A 20,113-nucleotide genomic window follows, 5' to 3' on the forward strand; every position below is an offset into this window, starting at 1 on the left:
TAGCCTGCGTAGAAGAGCTCCGCTGCCTCCGTCTTTGTTGCATCATCCCATTTCATGACATCACCCCCAAAAAGAGAGTTGGACCCGGAACTTTCATTCCGGGTCCAACTTTAGGGGCGCGGTCCACCGATGCGGATCGCCCTTCATTCTTGAATCGGTGGTGGGCTCATGCTTGTTTGCGAGCCGCATTTGCGGTGGTCGCGTCGCAGACGTAGTGCGCCATGCCCGGCCGGATCTTCTCGTACGTCGCCGTGAAGCGCGGGCCGGCGATGTACATCTTGCCGAGCTGTGCGTGCATTTCCCGGGAGCATGGGTAAAACCAGCGGTCTATCTGAAGCCGATGGCGCTCTACGGCATCCATTGCTCTTACATCATCGGGTTCGACGCCTGCGTCCATCAACGCCGCGATCGCGTTGTTGATGTCCTCGCTCTCTTCCTTGAAGCGCTTCCAGTCCTCCTTCGTGTAGCGCTTCGCCCTGCGGGCCGATTCCCTGTACGCGTCGGTTTCGCCCCAGCGGTCCTTGACCTCGTCCTCGTACTCGGACGGATCGAAGTCGCCGAACACCTCGAACATATCTTCCTTCGTCATCTTGATGCCACCTTCCAAAGACGCGATTGTCTTGTCGATAAGGCCGACCAGAGCCTCCAGCCTGAGCGCTTGCTCGGCAACCAGAATGCGTTGGGTCATAAGGGCCTCTCGGCGATCGAACGTGGGATCGGCCATGAGGGCTCCGATCTCTTCAAGTCCGAATCCAAGTTCTTTGTAGAACATGACCTGCTGGAGCTTCTCCAGATCCTCGAGCGAGTAGAGCCGGTAGCCGGCTTCAGAGCGTTCCGACGGAACAAGAAGTCCGAGTTCGTCATAATGGTGCAGTGTTCGCACGCTCACGTGTGCAAGCTTCGCCACTTCGCCAACTGTGTACGCCATCGCATTCGCCTCCATGCAGCAGCGTAAACCCTTACGCTACGTCAGGGTCAATACCCGCTTATCGATTTCTGATGCATCGGCGACTACGATGGGTATCACCTGTGCAAACCGATAGGGAGGGGAGAGAGAATGCAAGCCATAGTCGTATACGAATCGCTGTGGGGGAACACTGCTGCCATAGCTCAAGCCATCGCGGAAGGTCTGGGCAACGGCACGCGCGCCCTCTCGACTACCGAGGCGTTCGGATCGGCGGTGGGCGATGCGGACCTGATAGTGGCCGGAGCGCCCGTGCTCGGTTTCAGTCTACCGACTGAGCAGATGCGCGAGAACCTGCGGGTCAACCCGGGCAAAGCGCCCAAGGCTCCTGATCTGTCACACCCGTCGATGCGGTCGTGGCTCGATGCGCTGCCCGAGGGCAGCGGCCGTTCCGCCGCGTTTGAAACGCGCATCTGGTGGTCGCCTCGCGGTTCGGCGCCGACGATTTCCCGCGGCCTGGAACGGGCGGGGTACTTTCCGATCAGCAAGGCCGAGCGCTTCATCGTTGAGGGAGGCTACGGGCCTTTGCGCAAAGGTGAGCTGGAACGGGCGAGGCAATGGGGCGCCGACCTTGCGAAGTTGATGGGCAGCTAGCGCCGCATGCGCTTCCGTGCGTCATCGCCTACAATCGTGAGCACACTTTGGCGCCGCGACACGACAAGGATGCTCACACGATGACCGAACTCCCCAAGGCATACGATCCCAAGGCCGTTGAAGCCGCAATCTTCGCCTCATGGCAGAAGGGTGGCTACTTCTCGGCGAAGATCGTTCCGGGGGTAGCGCCGTACTCGGTCGTCATCCCGCCGCCCAACGTAACCGGCTCGTTGCACATGGGCCATGCGCTCAACAACACAATCCAAGACGTCGTCGTGCGGCGTCAGCGCATGACGGGCCGGCCGACGCTGTGGGTCGTCGGCACGGACCACGCGGGCATCGCGACACAGAACAAGGTGGAGCAGAAGCTCGCGGCCGAGGGCAGGTCACGCCATGACGTGGGCCGTGAGGCGTTCATCGAAGCGTGTTGGGACTGGCGCCGCGAGCACGGGTCGACCATCATCGGCCAGCTCAAGGCGATGGGGTGCTCGTGCGACTACGACAACGAACGCTTCACGATGGATCCGGGTTATGCGATCGCGGTGCGCAGGGTCTTCGTGGACTGGTTCGAGGCAGGGCTTGTCTATCGCGGCAAGCGCATCATCAACTGGTGCCCACGCTGTTCAACTGCGCTGTCCGACATCGAGGTCGAACATGAGGATGTCGACGGGAGCCTGTGGTTCATTCGCTATCCACTGAAGGAGCCCGTGGGAAGCCGAGACCACATAGTGGTTGCGACCACGCGCCCGGAGACGATGCTCGGTGACACGTGCGTGGCCGTGAACCCGGATGACGAGCGCTACCGCGATCTCATCGGCGCGACTGTGGTGCTCCCGCTTGTCGGGCGCGAGATCCCGATTGTGGCGGACGCCTACGTCGACCCGGCGTTCGGGACGGGTGCGGTCAAGGTCACGCCCGCTCACGACCCCAACGACTTCGAGATCGGCGAGCGGCACGGAGTCGCCAAGATCAACATCATGAACGCCGACGCGACCATCGCGGCCGAGGGCGGCGCCTACGCGGGGCTCGATCGCTACGAGGCGCGCAAGCGGGTGCTGGACGACCTCGAGGCGCAGGGGCTGCTCGTGAAGATCGACGAGCACATGCACTCCGTCGGGCACTGCTACCGCTGTCACACCGTGGTGGAGCCGTGGCTCTCCGACCAGTGGTTCGTCGACATGAAACCTCTTGCGGCGCCGGCCATTGAAGTCGTGCGCGATGGCTCCGTCACCTACCATCCCAAGCGCTGGGAGAACGTCTATTACCACTGGATGGAGAACATCCGCGACTGGTGCATTTCGCGCCAGCTCTGGTGGGGTCACCGCATTCCGGTGTTCTACTGCGACGCGTGCGGCGAGACGGTCGCTTCGATGGACGACCTGGCCACCTGCCCGGTGTGCGGCGCACCGGTTCGCCAGGACGAAGACGTGCTCGACACGTGGTTCTCGTCTCAACTGTGGCCGTTTGCCACGCTCGGCTGGCCCGAAGAGACGCCCGAGCTCGGCTACTTCTACCCGACCAATGTGCTCTCAACCGCTCGCGACATCCTGTTCCTCTGGGTCGCGCGCATGGTGATGAGCGGGCTGTCGTTTCCTGGTGACATTCCTTTCGCCGACGTCATCATCCACCCGACGGTCTTCAACGCCGAGGGCAAGCGCATGAGCAAGTCGCTGGGCACCGGCGTCGATCCGCTCGATCTCATGGAGCATTACGGCGCCGACGGCATGCGTTTCGGCCTGATGCTCCAGCTCACCGGTAGTCAGGACATCAAGTTCGCCGAGGAGAAGCTCATATCGAGTCGCAACTTCGCCAACAAGATCTGGAACGCCAGCCGTTTCGTGTCGATGAACCTTGAGGGCTACATTCCCGGCCCTCCAGTCGCCGAGAAGGTCGCCGACCGCTGGATCCTCTCGCGCCTCGCGGATCTCTCCGCCCGCGTCGATGAGGGCCTCGACACCTACGAGTTCGGCGAGACCGCCCGTGCGCTCTACGACTTCTTCTGGAACGAGTTCTGCGATTGGTACATCGAGCTTTCCAAGTCGCGTCTTGCGGCTGGCGGAGAGCACCGGTTGGCTGTGCAGCGTGTGCTGGTCTTTGTGCTCGATCAGGCACTACGCCTGCTGCACCCGATGATGCCGTTTGTGACCGACGAGATCTGGCGCACGCTGCCTCTGCCGGATGCCGACCGCGCCGATTCGCTCATGATCGCCGCGTGGCCCAACGCCAATGCGCTCTCGCGATTCGCCGACGAAGGCGCTGAGCGCTCGATCAGCCGCCTCATCGAGGTGATCGTAGGTGTGCGCGCAGTGCGCGCGCGCTACACGATCCCACCCAAGCAGGGTCTCACGATCGCGATCAGGACGACCGGGGACGCCGAGAACCAGTGGGTCGAGAGCGAGTTCGGCGGGATGGCATCACTTGCAGGCGTCGCGTCGTTCTCGGCAGGGGTGGATGTTGCGAAGCCCGCGCACTCGGCGACGGTGATTGCGAGCGGGATGGAGATCTACATTCCGCTGGAGGGCCTTGTGGACTTCGAAGCTGAGGCCGCGCGCCTCGGACGCGACCGCGATAAGGCAGCCACAGAGCTCAAACGGCTCGAGGGCAAGCTTTCGAATGAAGGATTCCTTGCGAAAGCCGCGCCGGAGATCGTTGAGAAGGACCGCGCCCGTGCGGCCGAGTTGACCGATGCGCTGATGCTCCTCGAAGCCCAGCTCGCCGAGTTGGCTTAAGAGATGCTGAAAGGCTCGGCGAGATGACGTACGACGAAGTGCAGGCGGCGCTCAAAGGGGCCGCCATCTTCGGCGTGAATCCGTCGCTTGAAGGCGTTACGGAGCTGGTCGACGAGCTTGGCAGGCCGCAAGACAGCTTCGCCTCCGTGCAGATCACGGGCACCAACGGCAAGACGTCGACGTCGCGGATCACCGCAGCGCTGCTTCGCGCCGAGGGCTTCCGGGTCGGGCTCTACACGAGCCCTGAGCTTCAGCGCAACCCCGACCGCATCGAGATCGACGGCGCGGTGGTTTCCGATGCCGATTTCGCGCTCGCGATCGAGGCCGCCGTCCGCGCCGCGGAGCGCCTGCGCGGCGAAGGTGTTATCGGAACTGCGGCCGGCTTCACGCAGTTCGAGCTCCTGACCGCCGGCGCGCTGTGGCTCTTCCGCGAGCGCTCGGTCGACTTCGCGGTGCTCGAAGTGGGGATGGGCGGGCGCTGGGACGCCACGAGCGTCGCGTCTCCCAGCGTGGCCGTCATCACCGGTGTCGGTCTCGATCACACCGCAATCCTCGGCGATACGCTCGAAGCCATCGCCGCCGAGAAGGCCGCGATCATCAGGCCCGCGTCGAGCCCCGTGCTGGGCCCCGGTGTCGTCGGCCTGGATGCGATCTTCCTAGAGCGCGCCGAGAGCGTGGACACGCACGCACGGGCGGTGCGCGCGGTGGGTGAGCCCACGCCGGTGTCCGAGACGCTCACCGTGCGCTACCGGCTCGCCGCGCGTCCTGACCGCCCGGGCGGCAGCGTCGTGGTGGATGTCACTGGCGTCCACGGCGCGTACGGCGCCTTGGCGCTGCGCGGTGCGAGCTACCAAGCCGCCAACATCGCCGTGGCTGTCGGAGCCGCCGAGGCCGCGCTTGGGCGCGCGCTATCGGCCGATCGCGCGCGGGAAGCCCTCGGCAGGCTGGCGATCCCCGGCCGCTTCGAGCTGGTCCGCGAGAACCCGCCCATCGTCGTCGACGGCTCGCACAACCCGCAGGCCGCATCCGTTCTCGCCGACGCCGTTCGCGAGGCGTTCCCCGATGCGCGGCCGGCCGTCCTTCTCGGCATCCTCGCCGACAAGGACGCCGAGGGCATCGTTCGCGCGCTCGCGCCGGTGGCCTCCCGCATCGTCGTCACGCAGTCGCGATCCCCTCGAGCGATGTCCGCCGATGCGCTGGCCGAATTGGTCGAGCGAGTAACGGGGGAGGCGCCCGAAGGCGTGTTCTCAAGCGTGGCCCAGGCGCTGGCCGCCTTGATTTCCCTCACGCCGGAAGGCCTCCTCGTGACGGGAAGCATCACGACCGCCGGTGAAGCGCGCGGGTTGCTGCTCGACGATTCGACAACACTCAGCCGCTGATCTGCGCCGTCATGCGACCTTCTGTTAGAATCTCGCTTGCGTGCCAGGGACGGACGCGAGTTGTCTGAAAGGGACATTGATGACTGAATTGCTTGCACCGATCCTCACGAGCCCCGCTTTCAAGCTGGCCGAACAGCTTATCGCACTCTTCGCGATAGTCCTCTATGCGGCGACCATATTCTGGACGTTTCGCGACGCTAACCGCCGAGGCGCCATGGGCTGGTTCTGGGCGCTCGTGATCGCCGTTTCGATCGTGTTCTTCCCGATCGCCCTTGTGTTCTATATCGTGGTTCGCCCGCCTGAGACTCTTGAGGACACCCGCGAGCGCGAGCTGGAGATCTTGGCACGCGAGACGGAGTTGCGGCGCGACCACCAGACGTGTTCCAGATGTCAGAGTTTCGTTCAGGAAGACTACATCGTGTGCCCCAAGTGCATGGCTACACTTCGCAAGCCCTGCACCAGCTGCGGTCATGCGCTCGAGTTGGAATGGAATGTCTGCCCCTACTGTGCTACTAAGCAATAGGGCGCAGTTCGGAGAGGCTCGAGCAGTACGCATCGCGCTGCCCCGTATCCGATGCGGGGCAGCTTCATAAGAGGAGAGCGAGACAGCAATGCCAGATATCACCGTAGGGCTTCCGGACGGCACTCTGAAGGTAATCCCCGAAGGGTCGACGGTTTTCGGACTCGCGGAGACGATCGGCCCGCGTTTGGCAGCCTCCGCTCTTGCAGGCAAGGTCAACGGCAAGCTCGTGGACGTCGGCGAGGTTCTCGGCGAAGGCGACTCTGTGGAGATCATCACGAGTAAGAGCCCCGAAGCACTCCACATTCTGCGCCACTCGGCTGCGCACGTGATGGCCGAGGCGGTCAAGGACCTCTTTCCGATGGCGCAGTTCGGTATCGGCCCCGCGATTGAGGACGGTTTCTACTACGACTTCGAGATCGGCCGCCCGTTCACGCCGGAAGACCTGACGGCGATCGAGGAGCGCATGAGCCAGATAGTCGCCGAGGAGTTGCCGTTCAAGCGCACCGAGCTTGACAGGCTCGAGGCGTGGGACGAGTTCGAACAGCAGGACCTCAAGCGCGAGCTCATCTCCGAGCTTCCTGAGGGCGAGACGATCTCGATCTACCGCCAAGGCAACTTCACCGACCTGTGTCGCGGACCGCATCTGCCCAACACCGGTTTCATCGGTGCGTTCAAGCTGACCAAGATCGCCGGGGCCTACTGGCGCGGCGACTCGAAGCGTCCGATGCTTCAGCGCATCTACGGCACCGCATGGTTCACGCAGAAGGACCTGGAGGCCTACCTCACCCGCATCGAGGAGGCCGAGAAGCGCGACCACCGCAAGTTGGGCAAGGAACTCGATCTCTTCAGCTTCCACGAGGTCGCGGGCGCGGGCCTGCCGATCTACCACCCCAAGGGTGCGCGCGTGCTGCGGCTCATGCAGGAGTGGCTGCGCGGTGTGCTCTACGAGCGCGGCTACGAAGAGGCCATCACGCCACATATCTACAAGACCGACGTGTGGAAGATCAGTGGGCACTACGACTTCTACGGCGAGAACATGTACTTCTTCAACATCGACGAAGGGGAGGGCAAGACCAACGAGTATGCGGTCAAGCCCATGAACTGCCCCGGCCACGTCCTGATCTTCGCAAACGATGTGCGCAGCTACCGCGATCTGCCGATGCGCATCAGCGAGTTTGGCACCGTGTACCGTCATGAGCTTTCCGGTGTCGTACACGGCCTCATGCGTGCTCGTGGCTTCACTCAGGACGACGCCCACATCTTCTGCACGGCCGAGCAAGTCCACGACGAGGTCATCGGCATGCTCGACTTCGTCGACTACGTCATGGGCGTCTTCGGTTTCGAGTACTCGGCGGAGGTCTCCACGCGCCCCGAGAAGTCGATCGGTGAGGATGCGGACTGGGCGATTGCGACGGATGCGCTCATCGAAACGCTCAAGGAGCGTGGTATCGACTTCGAGATCAACGAGGGCGACGGGGCGTTTTACGGCCCCAAGATCGACATCAAGCTCAAAGATGCGATCGGTCGTACGTGGCAGTGCTCAACGATCCAGGTCGATTTCAACTTCCCGGCCAGATTTGGCCTCACGTACCGCACCGCCGAGAACACCGAGGCGACGCCGTTCATGCTGCACCGCACGATCCTGGGCAGCATGGAGCGCTTCTTCGGCATCCTGATCGAGCACTACGCCGGGGCGTTCCCGACGTGGCTTGCGCCTATCCAGGCGGTACTCATCCCGATTTCGGATCGCCATCTGGAACACACGGAGTCCGTCTCCAAGCGCCTGCGCACGTTAGGCCTGCGCACCGAGGTCTACTCGGCAAACGAGCCGATGCGCGTCAAGATCGCGAAGGCACAGCAGCAGAAGGTTCCCTACATGCTGGTGATCGGCGACAAGGAAGTCGAGACGGATACCGTATCCGTGCGCGAGCGTACGCACGGGGACACCGGCGCCATGGGCGTCTCGGCGTTCGCAGAGATGGTTCTTGCCGAGAAGCCGTAGCGCGGGTATACTTCCGACGCTAACTGAATAACGAATACCGCTTACAAGTGGAATTCGGGGTCTTTGAGGCCCTGCGGTTCCCACCTTTCGGCGCCACGTGCAGCTGTCTGGTCGATGCGATCCATATCCGAGGGCCCGTACACCGGGCGAATCCTCGGGCTGCATCTCCCGTCAGCCTTGCCAAGGGCGACGGGAGTTTTGTTTTGTGATCAACGTAGGCCCTAGCAGGGACCGGACACACGGAGGTGAGCTGCCTATCAGCAGCAGCAGCACGGAACCAAGGATCAACGAACGCATCCGTGTGCCGCGATGCCGTCTCATCGGCGTCGATGGCAGTCAGCTTGGCATCTTCGCTATGCAGGACGCTCAGCGCATCGCCGAGGATCAGGACCTGGACCTCGTCGAGATCGCGCCGCTGGCCGATCCCCCGGTCTGCCGCATCATGGACTACGGCAAGTTTAAGTACGAGCAGATCCAGAAGGAGAAGCTCGCACGAAAGCACCAGACAAAGATCGAGATCAAGGAAATCAAGTTTCGCCCCAAGATTGACAAGCACGACTACGAGACCAAGAAGAAGCACGTGGTGCGATTCCTGGATTCGGGCGCCAAGGTCAAGATCACGATCATGTTCCGTGGTCGAGAGATGTCGCATCCCGAACTCGGTCTTAACATTCTTGAGAAACTCGCAGCCGATCTCGGCGAGACGGCCATTGTGGAAACTTCCCCCAAGCTGGAGGGGCGCAACATGCACATGCTCCTTACTCCGGCTCGGAAAAAGGAAGGCAAGGAAGGCGCGACCGACACCGATATCGACGCAGGGGACGATTCGTCTCCGGCTGACGAGAATTAGGAGGAAGGGCAGACATGCCGAAAATGAAGACCCACAAAGGGACCGCCAAGCGGTTCCGGGTGACCGGTACCGGGAAGATCGTTCGGGGCAAGGCATTCAAGAGCCACATCCTCGAGAAGAAGTCGCCCAAGCGCAAGCGTGGCTTCCGTCAGGAGACCATCGTCTCGCAGGCCGACACGAACGTGATCAAGAAGGGCCTCGGGATAGGCTAGTCGCCTCCCTGCCCACAGTTCTTTCTTATTCTTTGAAGACTCGAGGAGTGATCTACCGATGCCACGCGTAAAACGCTCAATGACGGCCAAGAAGAAGCGCCGCACAGTTCTTGGCCGCGCACAGGGTTACTACGGAAACAAGAGTCGCAGTTACCGCGCTGCCAAAGAGCAGACTCAGCACTCAATGCAATACGCCTATCGTGACCGCCGCAACAAGAAGCGTGAGATCCGGCGCCTGTGGATCACCCGCATCAATGCCGCGGCCCGCATCAACGGGCTGTCGTACTCGGTGTTCATGAACGGGCTCAAGAAGGCCGCGATCACTCTTGACCGCAAGGTCCTCTCGGACATGGCGATCACGGATGCGGCTTCGTTTGCCAAGCTGGTGGAGTTGGCCAAGCAGGCGCACGCAGCCTAGGCTTTCGCCAGAGCATAGAGACGCAATTCCGATGACCCCCTCAGCGAGGGGGTCATCGGCGTTTCTTCGGGCGAGTCATCAGCGCGCAAGGCTTTCGGTAAACCTTCCGAAAGGCTGTTGTCGGACAGTGGGCGTGGGCGGCTTGGCGCCAGCCGGCCACAAACACTATCCACGCCGTTTCCCCTCGGCGGCACACCTCTTCGAGGAGGAACCATGCTAAGAAAGATACTGTTGACGGCATTGGGCGCGATCTCGGCCCTTGCGATCGGTTCGGCGGGAGCCTACTTCACGACACAGGTCCAGGTGCCCGATAGCGTGATACGTGCCGGCTCGGTGGCGATCTCGACACTGCCTACTGCAACGCCGCTCGCGATCGACGCGCTGGCGCCGGGGGCGACCGTGGCGCGGACGATGTCGATCTACAACGACGGCTCGCTGCCGTGTGACGTCATAGTGACAGCGTCGAAGAAGGCGGGAATCACGGAGTTCTATGCTGCTCTGACGGCGCAGGTGTCGTGCGCGGGGACGCAGCTCTATTCCGGGCCGCTTTCTGCGATGAGCACGACTGCTCTGCGCCTGTCGCCGGGCGCCAGCTGCGAATACGTCTTCGAGATCGGCCTTCCGGCGTCGGCCACGAATTCGTTGGCTGAAGACTATGTGAAGCTCTCGCTGTACGTGGACGCCGAACAGGCGCACTGATGCAGCAGAGACTTCAGGGCAATCTTGCATCGGCTGCGGGCATCGCGCTTGTCGGTCTGCTTGTCTGGCTGGCTCTCTGCGTGTGGCTTCCGGTGCGGGCAAGTGGCGCATCGATGAGTCCGGCGCTGGTGCCGGGCGATATCGCGATCGTTTACCGCCACGCCCCTGTGCTGAATGGCGACATCGCGCTTATTGAGTTGGCGGGTCAGCCGCGGTTCCTGCATCGCGTAGTGTGTGTTTCGCCGGATGGAACCGTTCAGACGAAAGGGGATGCAAATCCCATTGCGGATCGGGCCAGTTCGCCGGGTTGGGCCGTCAGTGGTCGTGTCGTGGCCGTGATACCGGTAGGTGCGTGGATACAAAGCTGGCGGCAAAGGGCACGTGTACGCTAGGATGACACCACATCGAGAATAGTGACGGCAATGACGGAGACGGCGCTGCGCTTATTGAGTCGTACGACCAGGGAACGGCCTCTTGACTGGAAGGGCCCCACGGACGGCGCGCAACGGTTCACTCCAACAGCCGCGATCTGAACAGCACACCTGTGTGCGCAGTAGGAAAGCCGGAATCTCCGATATCGGATCGCATGGGTGAGAGGCCCGTGGATGCTGCAGCGCGAGTATGCGTTGCCGGAGAGGACTCGTTGCTTCGGCGGCGGTCAACCGAGGTGGTACCGCGGGGGTCTCGTCCCTCGTCCTTGGGCGTAGGAACGCTCAACGACGGGAAGACGGGACTCCCGCTACATTTTGCACGGGACCACGAGAGCGAAAGGTGCGAAACGCGATATGGGCATCACCGACGATTTGATGCGCCTCAAGGAAGAAGGGGTCTCGGCCGCCTCGGCCGCCGCCGATCTCGAAACGCTCGACGCCACGCGGGTCGAACTCCTCGGCAAAAAGGGATCGCTCACGGCCGTCCTTCGCGGACTGGGGACGCTGCCTTTGGAGGAGCGCCCGCTTGCGGGCAAGGTCGCCAATGAAGTACGCGTGGCGCTGGAGGGTGCGATTGAGGCTCGGCACGCCGATCTTTCCGCAGCTCAACTCGAAGCCCGCATTCTTGCAGGCGCAGTCGACGTGACACTTCCCGGGCGGGGGAGACCCATCGGCAGCCGTCACTTGATCGAGCAGATCACCGCCGAGGTGATCGATGTGCTCCTCGGGCTGGGCTACAAGATTGCCGAAGGCCCCGAAGTCGAACTCGACTACTACAACTTCACCGCACTCAACACGCCGCCCGACCACCCGGCTCGCAGCCTGCAGGACACGTTCTATGTGCGCGACCTGTCGGGCGATAAGGCCGCAGTTGAGAGCGAGAGCGACGTACTGCTGCGCACGCAGACCAGCCCGGTGCAGGTTCGTGTCATGGAAAGCCAAGAGCCCCCGATCTATATTCTCGCGCCGGGACGGGTGTATCGCCGAGACATTGCAGACCCCAGTCACCTGCCGCAATTCAATCAGATTGAGGGCCTCGTGGTGGACAAGGGCATCACATTTGGCGATCTCAAGGGCACGCTTGACCACATCTGCAAGGCGATCTTCGGCCCGGACAGGCGCACGCGTTTTCGCCCGCACTTCTTCCCGTTCACCGAGCCTTCGGCCGAGGTGGACGTCTCATGCGGAATCTGTGAAGGCGCGGGGTGCCGTTTCTGCAAAGGAACCGGCTGGCTTGAGATTCTCGGGTGCGGCATGGTCGACCCGAACGTCTTTGCGTATGTGGGCATCGACCCGGAGGTCTACACCGGGTTTGCTTTCGGCATGGGTGTCGAGCGTATCGCGGCACTCAAGTACAACATTCCGGACCTGCGCTTGCTGCTGGAAGGCGACATGCGCTTTCTGCGCCAGTTCTAACCTCTACGTACAAAGACGCGAAAGGACTGAAACGGACATGCTCGTTTCGTTGAAATGGCTCAGAGAGCTTGTCGATGTGCCGATCGACATCAAGGAGTTCGTCGACCGGCTCGATCTGACCGGAACGGCCGTGGAGGCCGTGCACCACACCGGCGCCGCGCTTAAGGGCGTCGTCGTGGGCCGGATTCTGGCGAAGGAACGTCATCCGGAGGCCGATCGGCTCTGGGTGACAACGATCGATGTTGGAGATGCCGAACCGCTGACAATCGTGTGCGGTGCGCAGAATTTCGAGGCAGGCGACAAGGTTCCCGTCGCACTTGTAGGCGCCACGCTGCCTAATGGTCTGACGATCAAGAAGTCGAAGCTACGGGGTGTTGCGAGCAACGGCATGAACTGCTCGGCGGATGAGTTGGGACTCGGTGGCGCCCATGACGGGCTGCTGATTCTGCCGGCCGAGGCACCGGTCGGGCAATCGTTTGCCGCCTACAGGGGGCTTTCGGACGATGTCCTCGAGTTGGAAATCACTCCGAACAGACCCGATTGCCTGTCGGTGGCCGGGGTCGCACGCGAGGTCGGGGCAGTCTTGGACCATGGGGTGCGAATTCTCCCGTCCAAACCCGCCGAGTCCGGTGAACCGATCGCCGAGAGTGTCGCGGTGGCCATCGAGGACGCCGAGTTGTGCCCGCGGTATGCGGCCCGCCTGATTCGCGGAGTCAGAATAGGCTCCTCACCGGAGTGGCTTGTCGAACGTGTTGTTGCGGCGGGGGCCCGCCCGATCTCCAATATCGTCGATATCACGAACTACGTCATGTTCGAGCTCGGCCATCCCCTTCATGCGTTTGATGCGGGGCTGCTCGCTCGTGACGCCGATGGACGGATCCGTATCGGCGTTCGTCGAGCACAAGACGGCGAGACTCTCAAGACGCTGGACGGGGTTGAGCGCAGGCTCACCGCCGATTCGCTTCTGATAACCGATCCTTCGGGGCCGATCGCCCTCGCCGGGGTCATGGGCGGAGAGGCCACCGAGGTCAACGCCGGCACGGTAGACGTGCTCCTTGAGAGCGCATCGTTTGCCCCGGCATCCATATCCCGGACAAGCCGTCAGCTGGGACTCGTGTCCGAGGCGTCGATGCGGTTCGAGCGGGGAGTGGACCGCGCCGGCTGTATCGAGGCGCTCGATCGGGCCGCTGCCCTCATGGCCGAATATGCCGGCGGCACCGTCGCGCCGGGTGTGGTCGACGAGTATCCGCTGCCGGCGGTCCCGCGCCGCATATCGCTTCGCATGTCGCAGGTGAACGGCATCCTTGGCGCCGAGATCGCCGCACAGGAGGCTGCCGCGATCCTTGGACGCCTGGGCTGTGTTGTCGCCGCGCCTGAAGAGGCTCTCGAGGACGCGGTCACGCTCGTCGTGGACGTTCCGACGTTTCGTCCCGATCTCGAGCGCGAAATCGACCTGATCGAGGAGATCTTGCGTGTCTTCGGGATGGATCGCATCGAGGCCACACTTCCCGCAGGTCGCGGTCGAATCGGTGCGCTGACTCGCGAGCAGAGCTGGCGCGAGCGCGTTGGCGCGACGCTTCGGGCTTCGGGACTCAACGAGACGATGACGTACACGTTCGCCGACCCCGCCGATCCGGCCCGCATGCGGGAGACGTTGGCCGAGGACGAAGTCCAGGTTGAGTTGCACAACCCGATGTCGGCCGAGCAGTCCGTATTGCGACGTTCATTGCTTCCGGGTCTGTTGCGGGCGGTCTCCTACAACCAGCGTCGCGGAGTTGAAGACGTGCACCTCTATGAGACGGGCACTGTCTTTCACACGTCGCTTGGGCGCAAACGGCCCAAGGAGCACGGTGTTGTAGCCGGAGTGCTGGCGGGGGCATGGCACCGGCCGGCATGGAATGAGCCGGCAGTGGGCCTTGAGTTCTTCGACGGCAAAGGCGTAATTGAGGCTCTTCTGCGCGAACTCGGCCTGGCTCGTGTGGAGATGCGGGCTGCCGAGGTGCCGCACCTGCAGCCGGGACGTTCAGCAGAGGTCGTCATGGCAGGGGAGATCGTCGGGTGGCTCGGCGAGGTCCATCCTCTCGTCCTCGATTCTTTCGATACGCAAGGACCCGTGACGGCGTTCGAACTGAACCTCGCAGCGCTCCTGCGATCGGCGCAAGACGTCAAGCCTTTCAGCGAAGTGCCGCGCTACCCGGGCGTGGATCTCGATGTAGCCATCGTGGTTCCCGAAGACGTGACCGCACGCAAGATCGAAAAATCCATCGTCTCGGCGGGCGGAAAACTACTCTACTCGGCTCGGCTTTTTGATGTGTATCGCGGCCCCGGCGTGGAGCCGGGCAAGAAATCGCTGGCGTTCGAACTCGTGTACCGCGCGCAAGACAGGACGCTGACGGCAGAAGAAGTGGCGGCAAACCACGAACGCCTCGTGCGCAAAGTCTGTAGTGCGGTGGGTGGAGAACTGCGTGCCTGAGTGCCTATTGTGAACTATTTGCGGATAAAGTAGATATCCTATTCAGTTAATGTGTATACTTATGCCGTACCAACCAGATTGGACGGTGAAAGTCCCATGCTCAACGTTGCTGTCGTAGGCGCTGCGGGATACTCGGGGATTGAGGCCGTGCGCCTCGTCTTAGGGCATCCGCGCATGCGTCTCGTATGTGCGACCTCTGCAAACGATGCCCGGAAACCGATTGCGAACGTCTACCCGGCGCTCGCAGGTCTGACCGATGTGGTGTTCAGTGCTCCTGATGCCGAGATGATCGCAGCCGTTGCCGATGTGGCGTTTCTCGCGGTGCCGCACACGGCGGCGCTTGCTCTCGTACCGACATTGCTTGCTGCAGGCACCACAGTGATCGATCTTTCCGCCGACTTCCGGCTGAAGGACCCTCTGGTGTACGAAGCTTGGTACGGGGTGCTGCATACCGCTCCGGAACTGCTGGCCGAGGCCGTGTTCGGTCTGCCGGAACTCGATCGCAGTCGGCTCGCAGGCGCGCGGCTTGTGGCATGCCCGGGCTGCTATCCGACTGCCACCGTGCTTGCGGCGCTTCCGGCACTGGAGTCGGGCATCGCCCTCGGCGGTTCTCGGATCATGGTCGACGCAAAGTCCGGCGTTTCGGGAGCCGGCCGCACGCCTACCGCGGCTGCACACTTCGTCTCGGCCAATGAGGCAGTCCTGCCATATAAGGTGGGGACTCATCGGCACACGCCTGAGATCATCCAGACGCTGAGTGAGGTCACCGGGGCTCCGATATCTCTCACCTTTGTTCCGCATCTTGTGCCCATGACGCGTGGGTTGCTCTCGACCGTCTACCTCGAAGTCGAGGAGAACTTCACGACGTCAGAGGCGGTCGACCTCTACCGTGGGCGCTACCACAAGGAGCCATTCGTGCACGTCCACGATGCAGGCGGCATGCCATCAACCGCCGAGGTTCGCGGCACCAACCGCGCCTCGATCGGCGTTGCCGTGGACGAGAGCACACACACACTTGTGGCAGTCTGCGCAATCGACAACCTGGGCAAAGGCGCGGCCGGTCAGGCCATCCAGTGCGCAAACGCCGTCTTCGGGTACCCGGAGACCGAGGGGTTCGAGCGACCTGCACCCGTGGTCTAAGCGCTAGTTCGTCAGCTGTTCTTTTCGGAGGTAGCATGTTTGAGAGTACCGGCTTTTCCTATGCAGAGGGCGGCGTGTTGGCCCCTCTCGGCTTTCTTGCATCCGGAGTGAGTGCCGGCCTCAAGTCGGGCGGCAAGCGCGATCTCGCTTTGGTCGTCGCCGAGAAACCCGTCCCGACTGCGGCCGTATTCACCACGAACAAGGTAGCCGCAGCCCCCGTGCTGGTGTCTCGGCAGCACATGGCTTCGGGTGTGGCTCGAGCAGTTATCATCAACGCGGGCAATGCGAACGCATGCACCGGCGCGCAAGGGCTTGCCGACGCACGTGCAACAGCGTCTGCACTCGCCGACGCGCTCTCGTGTGCCGCCGAGGAAATCGTCGTTGCGTCGACAGGAGTCATCGGCGTTCCTCTCCCTGTGGAGCGCATCCTGTCAGCAATTCCGGAATCGGTCGAGATGCTCGGTTCCGCCGATGGCGATTCGGCGGCTGCGGCGATCATGACCACCGACACTTTCGCGAAGCAGACGGCCATCGCCGTGGCCGTGTCGGGGCACACGTATACGGTCGGTGGCATGGCGAAAGGCAGCGGCATGATCGCGCCAAACATGGCGACGATGCTCGCGGTGCTTACGACCGACGCCCCGCTCACCTCGGCGGCCTGCGACGAGGCGCTTCGCGCGGCGGTCAAGACGACTTTCAACAAGGTGACGGTCGACTCAGACACGTCCACGAACGACATGGCCGTCCTGATGGCTTCCGGCGAAGCTGGCGGGGAGGCTATCGGGTGCGATCACCCTGCGTTCGTGCCACTCGCTGAGGCCATCAGGAAGGTTGCGAATGAACTCGCAAAGATGATCGCGCGTGACGGCGAAGGCGCAACCAAACTCATTACCGTGACCGTGCTCGGGGCCGCAACTGCAAGTGACGCCGATCTGGCTGCATTCGCGATCGCGAACTCGCCACTGGTCAAGACGGCGATCTTCGGTCGCGACGCCAACTGGGGCCGTGTCGCCGCTGCGGCAGGCCGCTCGGGTGCCGTACTTGACCCCGATGCGCTCGACATTCGATTCGCGGGGATAGAGGTGTGCAAGGACGGCGGTGCCGTGCCGTTCGACGAGACGGCCGCGAAGGCCGCGCTTGCGCAAACAGAGGTGGAGATCGAGGTCAACTTAAACCTCGGCGAAGAACGCTCGACCGTGTGGACATGCGATCTCACTTACGAATACGTCAGGATCAACGGGGAGTACCGCTCATGAGTGCAGCAACCGAACGGGTGATGACAGGCCTGCTGGAGAAGGCGACGACGCTTACCGAGGCGCTGCCGTGGATCAAGCGCACATGGGGAAGGACGGTCGTCATCAAGTATGGCGGGGCCGCCATGACGGATCGTGGGCTGCGCGACGACGTGGCAAGCGACATCGTCTTGATGAAGCTCGTCGGCATCAATCCCGTCATTGTGCACGGGGGCGGGCCGGAGATAACGTCCTACATGGACCGCCTGAGCATGCCGGTCGAGTTCTGTAACGGGCTGCGCGTGACCAGCGACGAGGCGATGGAACTGGTCAGGATGGTTCTTGTCGGCAAGGTGAATCCCGAGCTTGTCTCGGCGATCAACCAGCATGGGCGGCTGGCCGTGGGCGTCTCGGGTGACGACGGGAACCTTGTGCGCGCCACCAGAATCGACGAGAGGCTTGGCCGCGTTGGCAAGGTGACCGAGATCGACACCACCATCATCGAGAATCTCATCGAAGACGGCTTCATCCCCGTGGTCGCGACCGTTGCAGCCGGGGATGATGGAGGCAGCTTCAACGTGAACGCCGACCTGGTCGCAGGCGAACTAGCCGCCGCGCTTCACGCCGAGAAGGTCATCTTCCTTACTGATGTCGACGGTCTGTACGCCGATGTGAGCGATCCTTCCACCCTGATCTCGGCGCTCACGCCCTCACAGGCCGAGGAGATGGTGGTCTCTGATCGGCTCGGCGGTGGGATGGTGCCCAAGGTCGCAGCCTGCGTGGCGGCGCTGAAGGGTGGCGTCAAACGCGCTCACATCCTGAACGGCACGGTGCCGCATGCGTTGCTGCTCGAGGTCTACACCGATCAGGGTGTGGGCACCATGATCGCGGAAGGTGAGGAGGCGGGCGCATGACGCAGAAGTTCGACAGCGCGAGGGAGCTCGACCAAGCGGCTGTGATGCACACCTACGCGCGCAAGCCTGTCATGTTCGTGCGCGGCGAAGGCATGCGCCTGTACGACGATTCCGGGCGAGAGTACCTCGACTTCATCGCGGGCATCGGTGCCGTGAACCTAGGGCATGCGCACCCTGCTGTGACATCGGCGCTGGCCGAGCAGGCGGCCAAGCTCGTTCACGTGAGCAACCTGTTCTACGTCGAGCACCGCGCAGAGCTGGCGGCCGAGGTTGTGGCCCTTTTGGGCGGCGGAATGAAGATGTTTTTCGCGAACTCGGGAACCGAGGCGGTTGAAGGTGCGATAAAGCTTGCGCGCCGCTGGGCGGGAGCAAACAAGCCCGGCGCATACAAGGTTGTGAGCCTTGAACGCTCGTTCCACGGGCGGACGTTGGCTGCGTTGGCGGCGACAGGGCAGCCCTCAAAGCAGGAAGCGTTCGCGCCGATGCCGGAGGGTTTCATCCACGTGCCTGCCAACGATATCGCCGCGCTTGAGGCTGCAGTCGACGGGACTGTGGCCGCGATCCTGCTCGAAGTTATTCAAGGCGAGGGTGGGGTGTGGCCGCTTTCGGCGGAATATCTCGAGGCAGCCAGAAGGATCTGCGACGAGCGCTGCTGCCTGCTGATAATCGACGAGGTCCAGACCGGCTTCTTCCGCACAGGCCCGGCATTCGCGCATCAGGCGTTCGGCGTCCGCCCCGATGTCGTGATCGTCGCCAAGGCGATGGCCAACGGCCTTCCCGTCGGCGGCATCGTGGCGATCGAGAGAGTAGCCGATACGTTCGTCCCCGGGGATCACGGTTCGACGTTCGGCGGAGGCCCCGTGATATGCGCTGCGGGACGTGCGACAGTCTCTGCACTGGTGTCCGAACGTCTCGGCGAGAATGCCGAGGAGTCTGGCGAGTACCTGAAGCGCGAGCTTATGGTGCTGGGTGAATCGACCGGCATGATCACCGACGTCCGAGGCCGCGGCCTGATGGTCGGAGTGACGCTATCCGCCCCGATCGCGGCGGAAGTGGCTAGGATCGCTCTGCTCCGGGGCATAGTGCTCAACAATACGGGTCCTGAAACGTTGCGTTTCTTGCCACCACTCGTGTGCAAAAAGCCGGAGATTGATACACTTCTTGCCACCATTTCCGATATTCTCACAGAATTGGCGGTCTAACATGGATACGCCGCTCAGGGGACGCGATCTACTCAGTCTCGGCGACTTGAGTCCCGCCGACCTCGCCAGGATTCTCGATGCCGCCGATGCCCAGAAACGCACATGGGCGATAGGTTCCCGGCCCATGCCGCTGGTGGGCAAGTCCGTCGCGCTCATCTTCCAGAAGCCCTCGATGCGCACGCGGGTGTCGTTTGAGGTCGCTTGTGCGAGGCTGGGCGCCCATCCCGTGGTCATGAGCGGTCCGGACGGGGCCTTCTCGCGGGGCGAGAGCGTGCGCGACACCACCAAGGTGCTTGAGCGCTACTGCGATGCGATCGTGATCAGGACGTTCTCTCAGGCGATGGTCGAGGAGATCGCCGAGCACGCCTCGGTGCCCGTAATCAACGCCCTGACAGACGATCACCATCCTTGCCAGGGTCTTGCAGACCTCATGACCATCCGGGAGCATCTCGGCAGGCTCGAGGGTGTACGCTTCGCCTACGTTGGTGACGGCAACAACATGGCGAACACCTACCTTCTCGGCGGAGCGCTCGCGGGCATGTCGGTCGCCATTGCGACTCCAGAGGGCTACGAGCCTCCGGTTGCCGTCGTGGAGCAGGCGAAGGCGATCGCCGAGCGCACCGGCGCCACGATCACTCTGGGGAACGACCCCGCGACCGCGGTGGCGAGGGCGGATGTGGTTGTGACCGACACATGGGCATCCATGGGCCAGGAGGCCGAACACCTTGCCCGTCTCGGCGTATTCGAGCCGTTCAGGGTTGACGAGGCGCTGATGGCACAGGCGCCGGATGCGATCTTCATGCACTGCCTGCCGGCACATCGCGGCGAGGAGGTCGTCGACGAAGTGATCGATGCAGCATACTCGGTTGTCTACGATGAAGCTGAGAACAGGCTGCATGCCCAGAAGGCTCTGCTCTCGCTCGTCTTAGGCTAAG

Annotated in this window: 18 protein-coding genes; 17 read left to right on the forward strand and 1 reads right to left on the reverse strand. The window is 62.8% G+C overall.

The features are described from left to right. Positions 1-166: 166 nt before the first annotated feature. Positions 167-928 (reverse strand): MerR family transcriptional regulator, encoded by a 762-nt coding sequence (locus HGA39_09000; GenBank protein NTW29480.1) that lies wholly within the window; start codon positions 926-928, stop codon positions 167-169. 129 nt (positions 929-1,057) lie between these two features. Here HGA39_09000 and HGA39_09005 point away from each other — a divergent pair, with 129 nt between their 5' ends. The 17 genes from HGA39_09005 to argF all read left to right on the forward strand — a co-directional run bounded on the left by HGA39_09005 (position 1,058) and on the right by argF (position 20,112). After that, positions 1,058-1,558: a flavodoxin gene (locus tag HGA39_09005; GenBank protein NTW29481.1), complete on the forward strand. Its 501-nt coding sequence runs from the start codon at positions 1,058-1,060 to the stop codon at positions 1,556-1,558. Positions 1,559-1,638: 80 nt separating this feature from the next. Then, positions 1,639-4,287 carry a valine--tRNA ligase gene (locus HGA39_09010; protein ID NTW29482.1) on the forward strand — a complete coding sequence of 883 codons (2,649 nt, stop codon included), beginning with the start codon at positions 1,639-1,641 and terminating at the stop codon, positions 4,285-4,287. A gap of 23 nt (positions 4,288-4,310) precedes the next feature. Beyond that, positions 4,311-5,666 carry a bifunctional folylpolyglutamate synthase/dihydrofolate synthase gene (locus HGA39_09015; protein ID NTW29483.1) on the forward strand — a complete coding sequence of 452 codons (1,356 nt, stop codon included), beginning with the start codon at positions 4,311-4,313 and terminating at the stop codon, positions 5,664-5,666. A 79-nt stretch (positions 5,667-5,745) separates the two neighbouring features. Next, complete coding sequence (locus HGA39_09020; protein NTW29484.1) at positions 5,746-6,189, forward strand: zinc ribbon domain-containing protein; 444 nt, start codon at positions 5,746-5,748, stop codon at positions 6,187-6,189. A 97-nt stretch (positions 6,190-6,286) separates the two neighbouring features. Further along, complete coding sequence (gene thrS / locus HGA39_09025; GenBank protein NTW29485.1) at positions 6,287-8,191, forward strand: threonine--tRNA ligase; 1,905 nt, start codon at positions 6,287-6,289, stop codon at positions 8,189-8,191. A 205-nt stretch (positions 8,192-8,396) separates the two neighbouring features. Beyond that, positions 8,397-9,041 carry a translation initiation factor IF-3 gene (locus HGA39_09030; protein NTW29486.1) on the forward strand — a complete coding sequence of 215 codons (645 nt, stop codon included), beginning with the start codon at positions 8,397-8,399 and terminating at the stop codon, positions 9,039-9,041. 14 nt (positions 9,042-9,055) lie between these two features. Continuing rightward, positions 9,056-9,253, forward strand: a complete 198-nt coding sequence (gene rpmI / locus HGA39_09035; GenBank protein NTW29487.1) for a 50S ribosomal protein L35 — start codon at positions 9,056-9,058, stop codon at positions 9,251-9,253. Positions 9,254-9,311: 58 nt separating this feature from the next. Continuing rightward, a complete protein-coding gene (gene rplT, locus HGA39_09040; GenBank protein NTW29488.1) occupies positions 9,312-9,671 on the forward strand; it encodes a 50S ribosomal protein L20 in 360 nt (119 codons plus the stop codon). Positions 9,672-9,884: 213 nt separating this feature from the next. Next, positions 9,885-10,370, forward strand: coding sequence for a hypothetical protein (locus HGA39_09045; GenBank protein NTW29489.1), 486 nt, complete (start codon positions 9,885-9,887; stop codon positions 10,368-10,370). Beyond that, a complete protein-coding gene (locus HGA39_09050) occupies positions 10,370-10,762 on the forward strand; it encodes a hypothetical protein (GenBank protein NTW29490.1) in 393 nt (130 codons plus the stop codon). The genes HGA39_09045 and HGA39_09050 overlap by 1 nt, the downstream gene beginning before the upstream one ends. A gap of 393 nt (positions 10,763-11,155) precedes the next feature. Next, positions 11,156-12,217, forward strand: a complete 1,062-nt coding sequence (gene pheS / locus HGA39_09055) for a phenylalanine--tRNA ligase subunit alpha (GenBank protein NTW29491.1) — start codon at positions 11,156-11,158, stop codon at positions 12,215-12,217. A gap of 37 nt (positions 12,218-12,254) precedes the next feature. Continuing rightward, positions 12,255-14,690 (forward strand): phenylalanine--tRNA ligase subunit beta, encoded by a 2,436-nt coding sequence (locus HGA39_09060; GenBank protein ID NTW29492.1) that lies wholly within the window; start codon positions 12,255-12,257, stop codon positions 14,688-14,690. Positions 14,691-14,786: 96 nt separating this feature from the next. Next, a complete protein-coding gene (locus HGA39_09065) occupies positions 14,787-15,830 on the forward strand; it encodes an N-acetyl-gamma-glutamyl-phosphate reductase (GenBank protein NTW29493.1) in 1,044 nt (347 codons plus the stop codon). 35 nt (positions 15,831-15,865) lie between these two features. Beyond that, positions 15,866-17,086: a bifunctional glutamate N-acetyltransferase/amino-acid acetyltransferase ArgJ gene (argJ, locus tag HGA39_09070; protein ID NTW29494.1), complete on the forward strand. Its 1,221-nt coding sequence runs from the start codon at positions 15,866-15,868 to the stop codon at positions 17,084-17,086. 20 nt (positions 17,087-17,106) lie between these two features. After that, positions 17,107-17,976, forward strand: coding sequence for an acetylglutamate kinase (gene argB, locus HGA39_09075; protein ID NTW29495.1), 870 nt, complete (start codon positions 17,107-17,109; stop codon positions 17,974-17,976). Beyond that, positions 17,973-19,178 carry an aspartate aminotransferase family protein gene (locus tag HGA39_09080; GenBank protein ID NTW29496.1) on the forward strand — a complete coding sequence of 402 codons (1,206 nt, stop codon included), beginning with the start codon at positions 17,973-17,975 and terminating at the stop codon, positions 19,176-19,178. Before argB ends, HGA39_09080 begins: the two co-directional genes overlap by 4 nt. Position 19,179: 1 nt before the next feature. After that, the gene (argF, locus tag HGA39_09085; protein NTW29497.1) at positions 19,180-20,112 is read left to right on the forward strand and encodes an ornithine carbamoyltransferase; all 933 of its coding nucleotides are present in this window, start codon (positions 19,180-19,182) and stop codon (positions 20,110-20,112) included. The last annotated feature ends 1 nt before the right edge of the window (position 20,113 follow it).

It is taken from the genome of Coriobacteriia bacterium (assembly GCA_013336165.1).
GTDB lineage: Bacteria > Actinomycetota > Coriobacteriia > Anaerosomatales > JAAXUF01 > JAAXUF01.

Excerpts from the sequence above, each read along its gene's own strand:
- argJ (NTW29494.1), top strand. The coding sequence starts at position 15,866 with ATGTTTGAGAGTACCGGCTTTTCCTATGCAGAGGGCGGCGTGTTGGCC.
- HGA39_09020 (NTW29484.1), top strand. The coding sequence starts at position 5,746 with ATGACTGAATTGCTTGCACCGATCCTCACGAGCCCCGCTTTCAAGCTG.
- HGA39_09005 (NTW29481.1), top strand. The coding sequence starts at position 1,058 with ATGCAAGCCATAGTCGTATACGAATCGCTGTGGGGGAACACTGCTGCC.
- HGA39_09010 (NTW29482.1), top strand. The coding sequence starts at position 1,639 with ATGACCGAACTCCCCAAGGCATACGATCCCAAGGCCGTTGAAGCCGCA.
- HGA39_09060 (NTW29492.1), top strand. The coding sequence starts at position 12,255 with ATGCTCGTTTCGTTGAAATGGCTCAGAGAGCTTGTCGATGTGCCGATC.
- HGA39_09080 (NTW29496.1), top strand. The coding sequence starts at position 17,973 with ATGACGCAGAAGTTCGACAGCGCGAGGGAGCTCGACCAAGCGGCTGTG.
- rpmI (NTW29487.1), top strand. The coding sequence starts at position 9,056 with ATGCCGAAAATGAAGACCCACAAAGGGACCGCCAAGCGGTTCCGGGTG.
- argF (NTW29497.1), top strand. The coding sequence starts at position 19,180 with ATGGATACGCCGCTCAGGGGACGCGATCTACTCAGTCTCGGCGACTTG.
- pheS (NTW29491.1), top strand. The coding sequence starts at position 11,156 with ATGGGCATCACCGACGATTTGATGCGCCTCAAGGAAGAAGGGGTCTCG.
- HGA39_09045 (NTW29489.1), top strand. The coding sequence starts at position 9,885 with ATGCTAAGAAAGATACTGTTGACGGCATTGGGCGCGATCTCGGCCCTT.
- HGA39_09000 (NTW29480.1), bottom strand. The coding sequence starts at position 928 with ATGGCGTACACAGTTGGCGAAGTGGCGAAGCTTGCACACGTGAGCGTG.
- argB (NTW29495.1), top strand. The coding sequence starts at position 17,107 with ATGACAGGCCTGCTGGAGAAGGCGACGACGCTTACCGAGGCGCTGCCG.
- HGA39_09065 (NTW29493.1), top strand. The coding sequence starts at position 14,787 with ATGCTCAACGTTGCTGTCGTAGGCGCTGCGGGATACTCGGGGATTGAG.
- rplT (NTW29488.1), top strand. The coding sequence starts at position 9,312 with ATGCCACGCGTAAAACGCTCAATGACGGCCAAGAAGAAGCGCCGCACA.
- HGA39_09050 (NTW29490.1), top strand. The coding sequence starts at position 10,370 with ATGCAGCAGAGACTTCAGGGCAATCTTGCATCGGCTGCGGGCATCGCG.
- HGA39_09015 (NTW29483.1), top strand. The coding sequence starts at position 4,311 with ATGACGTACGACGAAGTGCAGGCGGCGCTCAAAGGGGCCGCCATCTTC.